This is a genomic window from Oryzihumus sp. (assembly GCF_036391795.1).
In the GTDB taxonomy this organism is placed as follows: Bacteria; Actinomycetota; Actinomycetes; order Actinomycetales; family Dermatophilaceae; genus Oryzihumus.
Map to the genome: position 1 here is coordinate 1 of NZ_DASVZH010000109.1, position 11,347 is coordinate 11,347.

At 73.2% G+C, this 11,347-nt stretch carries 10 protein-coding genes; 3 read left to right on the forward strand and 7 right to left on the reverse strand.

Features of this window, described 5'->3' with window-relative positions:
* The 3 genes from VF825_RS06525 to glmS form a co-directional block, all read right to left on the reverse strand.
* On the reverse strand, positions 1–1,364 hold a 1,364-nt coding region (locus VF825_RS06525), incomplete at its 3' end, for a bifunctional ADP-dependent NAD(P)H-hydrate dehydratase/NAD(P)H-hydrate epimerase (RefSeq protein ID WP_331111383.1).
* Between the two features lie 3 nt (positions 1,365–1,367).
* Positions 1,368–1,718, reverse strand: coding sequence for a holo-ACP synthase (locus VF825_RS06530; protein ID WP_331111385.1), 351 nt, complete (start codon positions 1,716–1,718; stop codon positions 1,368–1,370).
* 31 nt (positions 1,719–1,749) lie between these two features.
* The gene (gene glmS / locus VF825_RS06535; protein ID WP_331111387.1) at positions 1,750–3,609 is read right to left on the reverse strand and encodes a glutamine--fructose-6-phosphate transaminase (isomerizing); all 1,860 of its coding nucleotides are present in this window, start codon (positions 3,607–3,609) and stop codon (positions 1,750–1,752) included.
* 58 nt (positions 3,610–3,667) lie between these two features.
* Here glmS and coaA point away from each other — a divergent pair, with 58 nt between their 5' ends.
* Positions 3,668–4,633, forward strand: coding sequence for a type I pantothenate kinase (coaA, locus tag VF825_RS06540; protein WP_331111389.1), 966 nt, complete (start codon positions 3,668–3,670; stop codon positions 4,631–4,633).
* A gap of 109 nt (positions 4,634–4,742) precedes the next feature.
* On the forward strand, positions 4,743–6,131 hold the full coding sequence (locus VF825_RS06545) for a class II fumarate hydratase (RefSeq protein ID WP_331111391.1): 1,389 nt from the start codon (positions 4,743–4,745) through the stop codon (positions 6,129–6,131).
* Between the two features lie 161 nt (positions 6,132–6,292).
* Here the strand turns inward: VF825_RS06545 and VF825_RS06550 are convergent, their stop codons facing one another.
* The 3 genes from VF825_RS06550 to VF825_RS06560 all read right to left on the reverse strand — a co-directional run bounded on the left by VF825_RS06550 (position 6,293) and on the right by VF825_RS06560 (position 9,869).
* Positions 6,293–6,946, reverse strand: a complete 654-nt coding sequence (locus VF825_RS06550) for a hypothetical protein (RefSeq protein WP_331111393.1) — start codon at positions 6,944–6,946, stop codon at positions 6,293–6,295.
* Positions 6,947–7,402: 456 nt separating this feature from the next.
* Positions 7,403–8,638: a PhoH family protein gene (locus VF825_RS06555; RefSeq protein WP_414695782.1), complete on the reverse strand. Its 1,236-nt coding sequence runs from the start codon at positions 8,636–8,638 to the stop codon at positions 7,403–7,405.
* A gap of 469 nt (positions 8,639–9,107) precedes the next feature.
* Complete coding sequence (locus tag VF825_RS06560) at positions 9,108–9,869, reverse strand: isoprenyl transferase (RefSeq protein WP_331111395.1); 762 nt, start codon at positions 9,867–9,869, stop codon at positions 9,108–9,110.
* A 127-nt stretch (positions 9,870–9,996) separates the two neighbouring features.
* On the opposite strand from VF825_RS06560, the gene trhA reads away from it, so the two are divergent.
* Entirely contained in the window at positions 9,997–10,719 is a 723-nt protein-coding gene (gene trhA, locus VF825_RS06565; RefSeq protein ID WP_331111397.1) for a PAQR family membrane homeostasis protein TrhA, read from the forward strand.
* 58 nt (positions 10,720–10,777) lie between these two features.
* Here the strand turns inward: trhA and VF825_RS06570 are convergent, their stop codons facing one another.
* On the reverse strand, positions 10,778–11,158 hold the full coding sequence (locus tag VF825_RS06570) for a VOC family protein (RefSeq protein ID WP_331111399.1): 381 nt from the start codon (positions 11,156–11,158) through the stop codon (positions 10,778–10,780).
* Positions 11,159–11,347: the final 189 nt, after the last annotated feature.

The following is an 11,347-nucleotide window of genomic DNA, read 5'->3' on the forward strand; positions in this document are numbered from 1 at the left end:
ACCAGCGCGGCGAGGCTGCCCGCGTCGAGGGGGTCCAGGCCCGCGGCGAGCAGGGTGCCGGCCAGTCCGGCCAGCACGTCGCCGGAGCCGGCGGTGGCCAGCCACGCGGGAGCGTCGGCCTGCGACCGGATCGGCAGCCCGCTGCTCCCGGGCGGCACGACCCGGGTGGTCGAGCCCTTGAGCAGGACGGTGCCGCCGGTCCGGTCGGCCAGCTCACGGGCATGGGTCACGGGCGCCCCGGACACCTGGGCCCTGGTGACCTCCCGGCCGGTGAGCCGGCTCAGCGCCCGGGCGAGCTCACCGGCGTGCGGGGTCAGCATGGTCGGGGCCGGGCGAACGCCCTCGAGGAGGTCGAGCGCCCCGGCGTCGACGACGCAGGGCTCGTCCGAGGCGAGGGCGTCCCGGGCGGCGGTGACCTGCGCCCGTCCGGCGCCGGAGTCGTCCTGGGCGTCCAGGCCGGGACCGACCACCCACGCCTGCACGCGGCCGGGGCCCATGACCGCCTCGGGCACCTGGGCCCGCACGAGCGCGGTGGGGGTCGACGGCCCGACGTAGCGGACCATGCCGACGCCGGAGCAGACCGCCGAGGTCACCGACAGCAGCGCCGCCCCGGTGTAGTGCTCCCCGCCGGCGACCACGCCGAGGACCCCGCGGGAGTACTTGTCGTCGCCGGGCCCGGGCACCGGCCACAGGCGGGCGGCGTCGTCGTGGGTGAGCCGCTGGACCGCGGGGACGGTGTCGACCTCCAGGCCGATGTCGACCACGGTCAGGCGCCCCACGGCGGACTCCGTGGCAGGCAGCAGGTGCACCGGCTTGGCCACGCCGAAGGTCACCGTCTCGTCGGCGAAGACCCGGTCGGCGTTGCTGTCCTCGCCGGAGGGATCGGCGCCGCTGGGCAGGTCGACGGCCACCAGCCACGCCTCGTCGGGGACGAGGTCGAACACGGCGCGGGCAGCGGGGGGCAGTCCCGGGCGCCCGCCGATGCCGACCACGCCGTCGACGACCACGTCGGCGGCGGCGAGCAGGCGGGCGGCCTCCGGTGTGGCGGGCGCGACGGTCGACTCCACGACCTCGACGCCGGCCGCGAGCGCGGCATCCAGGCCGCGCTCGTGCGGGTGCCCGCTCACCGTGACCACGCCGACGGCGAACCCGCGCTCGGCGAGGCGCGCCGCGGCATACAGGGCGTCCCCGCCGTTGTTGCCGCCGCCGACGACCGCCACGACGTGGCCGTCGCGGGCGACCCGCACGGCCACGACCTCGGCCAGGCCGGCCGCGGCCCGCTGCATCAGCTCGCCCTCGGGCAGGGCGGCCATGGCCGCCTCCTCGGCGGCCCGGACGTCCTCCACGGCGTAGGCGTCGATCACGGGTCAGCCCTCGGCGATGACCACGGCCGAGGCGATGCCGGCGTCGTGCGACAGCGACACGTGCAGGCTGTGCACGCCCAGGGCGTCGGCCCGGGCCTGCACGCTGCCGATGACCTGCAGGTGCGGGCGGCCGTCGTCGCCGCGCATCACGGTGGCGTCGCTCCAGTGCATGCCCGCGGGCGCGCCGAGCGCCTTGGCGAGCGCCTCCTTGGCGGCGAACCGCGCCGCGAGGGAGTTCAGCCCGAGCTCGCGCTCGGACTCGGTGAAGAGCCGGTCCCTCAGGCCGGGCGTGCGCTCCAGGGTCTGCCCGAAGCGCTCGACGTCGACGACGTCGATGCCGACGCCGAGGATCATGCGGCCCGCCCGGCCACCCGCGCGGCCACGGTCACTCGACCGTGACCGACTTGGCCAGGTTGCGCGGCTGGTCGACGTCCAGGCCCTTGGCGGTGGCCAGCTCGCAGGCGAAGACCTGCAGCGGGACCGTGGTGACCAGCGGCGCCAGCAGCGGCGGAGTCTGCGGGACGCGGATGACCACGTCGGCGAACGGCACGACGTCCTCGTCGCCCTCCTCGGCAATGACCAGGGTGCGGGCGCCGCGGGCGCGGATCTCCTGGATGTTACTGACGACCTTGCCGTGCAGGCCGTGCTCGCTGCTCGGCGAGGGGACGATGACGAACACCGGCTGGCCGGGCTCGATCAGGGCGATCGGGCCGTGCTTGAGCTCGCCGGCGGCGAAGCCCTCGGCGTGGATGTAGGCCAGCTCCTTGAGCTTGAGCGCGCCCTCCAGGGCCACGGGGTAGCCCACGTGGCGGCCCAGGAAGAGCACCGAGCGGGTGTCGGCCATGAAGCGGGCGATCTCGCGGACCCGGTCGAGGTCGTCGAGGACCTGCTGGATCTTGCCGGGGACCTCGTGCAGGTCCTTCATGACCGCCTGCGCCTCGTCGGCGTAGGTGCCCCCGCGCAGCTGGGCGAGATAGAGGCCGAGGATGTAGCAGGCGGTGATCTGGGCCAGGAACGCCTTGGTGGAGGCGACGGCGATCTCGGGGCCGGCGTGGGTGTAGAGCACCGCGTCGGACTCGCGCGGGATGGTCGAGCCGTGGGTGTTGCAGACCGCGACGACCTTGGCGCCGAGCTCGCGGGCGTGCTTGACGGCCATGAGGGTGTCCATGGTCTCGCCGGACTGCGAGATCGCCACGACCAGGGTGCGCTCGTTGATGACCGGGTCGCGGTAGCGGAACTCGTGCGCCAGCTCGACCTCGCAGGGGATGCGGCACCAGTGCTCGATGGCGTACTTGGCGACCATGCCCGCGTAGGCGGCGGTGCCGCAGGCGATGATGACGATCTTGTCGACGGCGCGCAGGTCGTCCTCGGAGATGCGCAGCTCGTCGAGCACCAGCCGGCCGGTCTGGTCGGTGCGGCCCAGGAGGGTGTCGGCGACCGCGTGCGGCTGCTCGTTGATCTCCTTGGCCATGAAGTTGGGGTAGCCACCCTTCTCGGCGGCCGCGGCGTCCCAGGTGACCTCGAACTGCTTGCCCTGCGCCGGGGTGCCGTCGAAGTTGATGACGGTGGCCGCCTCCGGGGTGATCGTGACGATCTGGTCCTGCTCGAGCTCGAGCGCGCTGCGGGTGTAGCCGATGAACGCGGCGACGTCGGAGCCGAGGAAGTTCTCGCCGTTGCCGAGGCCGACGACCAGCGGGGAGTTGCGACGGGCGCCGACGACGACGCCGGGCTGGTCGGCGTGGACGGCGAGCAGGGTGAAGGCCCCCTCGAGGTCGCCGACGACCTGCTGCATCGCGGCGGTCAGGTCGTGGGTCTGCTCGTAGGCCTTGGCCAGCAGCTGCGCGACGACCTCGGTGTCGGTCTCGGACAGGAAGTGCACGCCGTCGGCGAGGAGGCCGGACTTGAGGGCGTGGAAGTTCTCGATGATGCCGTTGTGGATCAGGGCGAGCTTGCCGTCCTCGCCACCGCGGTGCGGGTGGGCGTTCTCGTCGGTCGGCCCGCCGTGGGTGGCCCACCGGGTGTGGCCGATACCGGTCGACGACTCCGGCAGCGGGTGGGCCGCCAGCGTCTCGGTGAGGTTGACCAGCTTGCCGGCCCGCTTCTCGGTCGAGACGTGGTCACCGGTGACCAGGGCCACGCCCGCCGAGTCGTAGCCGCGGTACTCCAACCGGGCCAGCCCCTCGAGGACGACGTCCAGCGCCTTGCCGTCGACGTTCGGGCCGACGTATCCAACGATTCCGCACATGGCGGTCAGCCTAGCCGGACCCCCACCCCGGCAGCGCACGCCGGACCGCTCGGCCAGAATGAGCGCCGTGCCCCATCCCCACGGCCCCGGCCTGCCCTCCCCCTACGTCGAGCTCGACCGCGCGGCGTGGGCCCGGCTGCGCAACCAGCACCCGCTGAGCCTGACCGAGGCCGACGTCACCCGGTTGCGCGGGCTCGGGGACCGGCTCGACCTCGAGGAGATCGAGCAGGTCTACCTGCCGATCTCGCGGCTGCTCAACTTCTACGTCGGCGCCACCTCCGGCCTGCACCGGATCACCACCGACTTCCTGGGCGAGCAGCCCGAGCGCACGCCGTTCCTCATCGGCGTCGCCGGCTCGGTCGCCGTGGGCAAGTCCACGACCGCCCGGATCCTGCGCGAGCTCCTCGGCCGCTGGCCGGGCACCCCGCGGGTCGAGCTCATCACCACCGACGGCTTCCTCTACCCCAACGCCGAGCTCGAGCGCCGGGGGCTGTTGCAGCGCAAGGGCTTCCCCGAGTCCTACGACCGCCGGGCGCTGCTCCGGTTCGTGGCCGAGGTCAAGGCGGGCGTGGAGGAGGTCACCGCCCCGGTCTACTCCCACCTGACCTACGACATCGTCCCCGGCGCCCGGACCGTGGTGCGTCGCCCCGACGTGCTCATCATCGAGGGCCTCAACGTGCTCCAGCCGCCGCGGGTGCTGGCGGACGGCCGCACCGGCCTGGCGGTCAGCGACTTCTTCGACTTCTCCGTCTACGTCGACGCCCGTCCCGAGGACATCAAGCGGTGGTACGTCGACCGGTTCTTCCGCCTGCGCGGCACCGCCTTCGCCGACCCCGACTCCTACTTCCACCGGTATGCCGCGCTGTCCGACGAGCAGGCCCGCGCCACCGCCGAGCGGATCTGGGACTCCATCAACGCCCCCAACCTCGTCGAGAACGTCCGCCCCACCCGGGGGCGGGCCACGCTGGTCCTCGCCAAGGGCGAGGACCACAGCGTCCGGCGGGTCCGCCTGCGCAAGCTCTGAGCCGCGAGCCCGCCGCCGTCCGCCCGCCGGCGACCCTCCGCCCGCCGGCGACCCTCCGTCCGCCCGCGCGCAGCCTGCGCGGCCGGTCCGCCGGGGTGATGATGGCCCCATGACCGATCGCGTGGAGCACGACTCGATGGGCGAGGTCCGGGTCCCGGCCGAGGCGCTGTGGGGCGCCCAGACCGCCCGGGCGGTGGAGAACTTCCCGATCTCCGGGCTGCGCATGCCGGTGGAGATCGTGCACGCCCTGGCCCGGGTGAAGGCGGCCGCGGCCGAGGTCAACGCCGAGCTGGGCGCCCTCGACCAGCAGCTGGCCGGCGCCATCGCCGATGCCGCGGCCGAGGTCGCCGACGGCCGTCACGACGAGCACTTCCCCATCGACGTGTTCCAGACCGGCTCGGGCACCTCGACCAACATGAACGTCAACGAGGTGGTGGCCCGGCTGGCGCACCTGAGCAGCGGCCTGGCGGTGCACCCCAACGACCACGTCAACGCCGGGCAGTCCAGCAACGACACCTTCCCGACCGCGATCCGGGTCGCCGCCGCCGTGGCGGTGGCCCGCGAGCTGGTGCCCGCGCTGACGCACCTGGCGGAGTCGCTCGGGCGCAAGGAGGCCGAGTTCGCCTCCGTGGTCAAGGCCGGCCGCACCCACCTCATGGACGCCGTGCCGGTCACGCTGGGCCAGGAGTTCTCCGGCTACCGGCGCCAGGTCGAGCTCGGCATCGCCCGGGTGCGGGCCGCCGCCGAGGGCGTGGCCGAGCTGCCCCTGGGCGGCACCGCGGCCGGCACCGGGCTCAACGCCGCGCCGGGGTTCGCGGCCGCGGTCATCGAGCGGCTCGCCGCCCAGACCGGGGTGCCGCTGCGCGAGGCGGAGAACCACTTCGAGGCCCAGTCCACCCAAGATGCCGTGGTGGCGCTCAGCGGCGCGGTGAAGGTGGTCGCGGTCAGCCTGACCAAGATCTGCAACGACCTGCGCTGGATGGGCTCCGGGCCGCGGGCCGGCCTCGGCGAGATCCACCTGCCCGACCTGCAGCCGGGCTCGAGCATCATGCCCGGCAAGGTCAACCCGGTGGTCCCCGAGGCCACCCTCATGGTCTGCGCCCAGGTCATCGGCAACGACCTGACCATCACCACCGCCGGGGCGAGCGGCGCCTTCGAGCTCAACGTGATGCTCCCGGTCATCGGCCGCAACCTGCTCGAGTCGCTGACCTTCCTCGCCCACGCCGCCCGGCTGCTGGCCGACCGCTGCGTCGACGGCATCACCGCCGACGAGCAGCGCTGCCTGGACCTGGCCCAGGGCTCCCCCGCGATCGTCACCCCGCTCAACCGCTACATCGGCTACGAGGCGGCTGCTGCCGTGGCCAAGCAGGCCCTGGCCGAGCGGCGCTCGATCCGCGACGTCGTGATCGACCGCGGCCACGTCGCGGGCGGCGAGCTCAGCGAGGACCAGCTCGACGCTGCACTCGACGTGCTCGCGATGACCCGTCCTCCCGCCTGAGGTTGCCGACCCCGGACGGCTTTGCTCGGTGGAGGCCGGTCGATCGGCTCCTCGAAGCCGCCGGGAGCGGCCCGTGGTGAGCAAACCGGCCCGGGCTGATCACGGCAGACACGACGGACCCCGGACGGCGCTGCCGTCCGGGGTCGATGTCGTGGTGCGGCTCAGTACCAGTTCATGGCCTGGGAGTGGCCCCACGCGGAGCACGGCGAGCCGTAGCGGCTCTGGATGTACTGCAGACCCCACTTGATCTGCGTGGCCGCGCTGGTCTGCCAGTCGGAGCCGACCGAGGCCATCTTGGAGCCCGGCAGCGCCTGGGCGATGCCGTAGGCGCCGGAGCCGGCGTTGACGGCGTGGACGTTCCAGTTGGACTCCTTGGTCCACAGCGAGTCCAGGCAGCCGAACTGGTCCTGGCCCCAGCCGAACTGGCCGAGCATGAGCTTGGCCAGGGCGCGCGGGTCGGCGTTGGCCTGCGCGAGCAGCGCCTGACGCTGCTTCTCACGCGCGGCTCGGGCTGCGGCCTCGGCACGGGCCTGCGCAGCGGCCTCGACGCGGGCGCGGGCGGCCGCAGCGGCCTTGCCCTCGATCGCGGCGCGCTGCGTGTTGGCAGCGGTCTTGGCGGCCGCGAGGTAGGCGTTGGTGTCGATCTGGTTGTCCGAGAGCTCGGTCGCCTGGGCGACCGCCTCGGGGCTGACGGTGAACGACGTACGGGTGGTCGCGTGGTCGTTGGCCGACGCATAGCCCGCCGCGGTGGCGGCGATGGTGGCAAGCGCGGCGCCGGAGGAGACCAGCGGACGCCGAAGAGCTTGGTTGAACACAAGTGGCCTTCCGAAGACCGTGCCCTGCGTGCTGGTGCGGGGGCACGGGGTGTTACCTCGGTGCCGGCCCGCGTAGGACGTGGTCATGACGCCTCCAGAAGAGAGTGGGCGCGCCTCGTGGGCGGCCCGCGCACGCAGATGGCTGTAACGCCGGTGATGCTGCAGGGGACTACGGCATCAGAAGGCGCCCCGCCGTTGGGGCGCCGGCGTTACCTGACCGAGATCTGACTCCGTCAACGGTGACAGTCCGGCCATGGCCCACCAAATTCGGCGACCCGCGGCCGGTCCCGGTTGAGCACGCAGCGTAGCCCACAAATCGGGCAATGGGGATATTCCGTCGGGGTTGTGGACAAGCTCCTGCCGAGGTTCGTCACACACAGTGACGGCGGGCGTGTGAGCCGACACACGCCCGCCGTCAGGGGTTCGGGACTGAAGTCCCTGTTCAGGGCGCCGGTTCTAGATCTCCAGGCCCTCGAGCAGGTCCGTCACCAGGGCCGCGATCGGGCTGCGCTCGCTGCGGGTGAGCGTGACGTGTGCGAACAGAGGGTGACCCTTGAGCGCCTCGATCACGGCCGCGACCCCGTCGTGCCGACCGACCCGGAGGTTGTCGCGCTGGGCCACGTCATGGGTCAGCACCACCTTGGAGTTCTGGCCGATGCGGGACAGCACGGTGAGCAGCACGTTGCGCTCCAGGCTCTGGGCCTCGTCGACGATGACGAACGCGTCGTGCAGGGAGCGGCCACGGATGTGGGTCAGCGGGAGCACCTCGAGCATCCCCCGGTCCAGGACCTCCTCGACCACCTCGTGGGAGACCAGCGCACCCAGGGTGTCGAAGACCGCCTGGGCCCAGGGACCCATCTTCTCCGACTCGCTGCCCGGCAGGTAGCCCAGCTCCTGCCCGCCCACGGCATACAGAGGGCGGAAGACGACGACCTTGCGGTGCTGACGTCGCTCCATCACCGCCTCCAGGCCGGCGCACAGCGCCAGGGCGCTCTTGCCGGTGCCGGCGCGGCCGCCGAGGCTGACGATGCCCACGTCGGGGTCCAGCAGCAGGTCCAGGGCGACCCGCTGCTCGGCGCTGCGGCCGTGCAGGCCGAACGCGTCGCGGTCACCGCGCACCAGCCGCACCGACTTGTCAGCGCCGACCCGGCCCAGCCCGCTGCCCCGCGGGGACAGGAGCACCAGGCCGGTGTGGCAGGGCAGGTCCCGGGCCGCGTCGTGCTCCACGCGCCCGGCGTCGTAGAGGGCGTCCATCTGCTCGACCGTGACGTCGAGCTCGGTCATGCCGGTCCAGCCGGTGTCGACGGCGAGCTCGGCGCGGTACTCCTCGGCGTCGAGGCCGACCGCCGAGGCCTTGACGCGCATCGGCAGGTCCTTGCTCACCACCGTGACCGCGCAGCCCTCGTTGGCCAGGTTGCGGGCCACCGCGAGGATCCGGGTGTCGTTGTCGCCTAGGCGGAAGCCCGCCGGCAGCGACTCGGGGTCGGTGTGGTTGAGCTCCACCCGCAGGGTGCCGCCGTGCTCGCCGACCGCGACCGGGGCGTCGAGGCGGCCCTCGCGCACGCGCAGGTCGTCCAGCAGGCGCAGCGCCTGACGGGCGAAGTAGCCCAGCTCGGGGTGGTGACGCTTGCCCTCGAGCTCGGTGACCACGACGACGGGGAGGACGACCTCGTGCTCGGCGAACCGGAGCATGGCCCTGGGGTCGGACAGCAGGACGGAGGTGTCCAGGACGAACGTGCGGTGGGCGGGGTCGTGCGGGGCGGCCTGGGTGGGCCGGGTTCGCGGCGCGCGCTGCGCCCCGGGTGAGGGGCTCGCGGACACTGCGGCGGTGGGGCTGGTCGACGAACGACGGGTCGTGGCCAATTCCGACTCCCTCGGCACAGCGTTGCCGCTGCGCCTCACTCTCGGACCTGAGACCGGGACCGGGCCCCCCGGTGACGGGTGGGCCGGGTCCGGCCCTCCGTCCGGAGCCGGATTCGCTCCATGGGTGGACCTCCCGAACGCGCGGCGGGTGCCTGGCGTCAGTTCTGACGGTACGACGCCCGGGGGCGCGTGTGACGCCATTTCGACGGCGCGTCGTGAGCCGTCACCCGACCGTCACCGACCGTTGACCGGGCGTTCCGGACATAGCGGACGAGCCTGCCGGCGCGCCGGGGTGCGCTCAGGCGCCGAAGCGACGCTCCCGCTCGGCGTAGGCGCGCAGCGCCCGGAGGAAGTCGACGTGGCGGAAGTCGGGCCAGTAGGCCTCGCAGAAGTAGAACTCGCTGTGGGCGCTCTGCCACAGCAGGAACCCGCCGAGCCGCTGCTCGCCGGAGGTGCGGATCACCAGGTCGGGGTCGGGCTGGCCCTTGGTGTAGAGGTGGTCGGCGATGTGCTCGACGTCGAGGACCTCGGCGAGCTCCTCGATCGAGGTGCCCCGGGCGGCGTGCTCCTGCAGCATCGAGCGCACCGCGTCCGCGATCTCGCGCCGGCCACCGTAGCCGACCGCGACGTTGACCAGCAGCCCGTCGACGTCCCGGGTCGCGTCCGCGGCCTCCTTGAGCTTGTGCGCCGTCTCGGCGGGCAGCAGGTCGAGCGCGCCGACGGGGTTGAGCCGCCAGCGGCCGGCGGCGGCCAGCCCGGCGACGGCGGTCTCGATGATCCGCAGCAGCGGCGTCAGCTCGGCGGCGGGACGGTTGAGGTTGTCGGTGGACAGCAGCCAGAGGGTGACGACCTCGACGCCGACCTCCTCGCACCAGCCGAGCAGCGGCGAGATGTTGTCCGCGCCGGCCTGGTGGCCCTGGGCGGTGTCGGCGCCGTTGGCCTTGGCCCAGCGGCGGTTGCCGTCGAGCATGACGCCCACGTGGCGTGGGAGCCGGTCCGCGGGGAGGCGAGCAATGAGGCGGCGCTCGTACGCGCCGTACAACAGGTTCCGCAGACCCACGTCCGTCCTCCTCGGTCTGGTGCGCGACCACCGTACTCCGCCCGTGTGGGCAGCCCCACAGCCCTCCGCGACCGCCTCACAACCTACGTGCTAGTAACTTACGTGACCGTAGGTTACGGTGACGACCATGAGCTCCCGCCCGGTCAGCGCCAGCCCATCCTCCTCCGGCGAGACCAGCCCCGGAACCGTCGAGTCCGCGGTCGCCGCCCTCAAGCCCCACCTGCGCGGGTGGATCCACGCGGGCACGTTCCCCCTGGCCCTGGCGGCGGGGATCGTGCTGGTGTGCCTCGCCCCGACGGGCACCGCCCGGCTGGGCGCCGCGGTGTTCGGCCTGACCGCCGCGATGCTGTTCGGCACCTCCGCGGTCTACCACCGCGGCAGCTGGTCGCCGCGCGTCGAGGGCGTGCTCAAGCGCCTGGACCACTCCAACATCTTCCTCATCATCGCCGGCACCTACACGCCCTTCGCCCTGCTCCTGCTGCCCCCGGAGCAGTCCCGCACGCTGCTGCTCATCGTGTGGAGCGGCGCCGTCGCCGGCGTGCTGTTCCGGGTGCTGTGGGTCGGCGCGCCGCGCTGGCTCTACACCCCGGTCTACGTCGCCCTGGGCTGGGTCGCGGTGTTCTACTTCGGCCCGCTGCTCCAGCGCGGCGGGGTCGCCGTCATGACGCTGATCGCCGTGGGTGGCCTGCTCTACACCCTCGGCGCCGTGGTCTACGCCACCAAGCGGCCCAACCCCTCACCGCGCTGGTTCGGCTTCCACGAGGTGTTCCACGTGTTCACGGTGGCGGCCTTCGCGGTGCACTACGTCGCCGCCTCGCTGGCCGTCTACTCCGCCGGCCCGCGCGCCTGAGCCAGCGGCCGGGGCGGCCGCGGCGGGGGCGGCTGCGGCTGCGCGACCTGGTGCGCGCTCAGCTCCGGGCCGTCTGCCACAGGCCGACGGTGTTGCCCTCGGGGTCGCGGAAGTAGGCGGTCCAGCCCATGTCGCCGACCTGCATCCGCGGGAGGACGGTCGCACCGCCGAGGGCGCCGATGGTCTCGAGGGCCTTGTCGATGTCGTCGACGTCGATGACCACGACCGGGTGCGTGAAGTTGCCCCCGCGGCCCATCAGCCCGCCGTCGATGTAGCCCGGCTCGGTCGGGCCCTGGTCGCCCGTGGGCCCGGTGGCGACCATCGTGTAGTTCATGTCCGGCACCGGCTGGACCTGCCAGCCGAACGCCTCGCGGTAGAACGCATAGGCGCGCTCGGCGTCATCGAACGGGATCTCGAAGTGCACGACCCGACCGCTCATCGCGGTCACCTCCCACGGTCCGCGGAGCCCGCGGCCGGCCGGTCGCGGCGCCGGTTCAGGCTATGCCCGGACCCCCGGAGGCACCGGGCTCTTGGTCCCGCCCCGTGCCGCCGTCAGCGTCCTCGTCCCGGCGCCGCGCGGACCCGCTGTGCGGCGCGCCCGACGCGTCCGCCGCACCGGGTGCGTCCT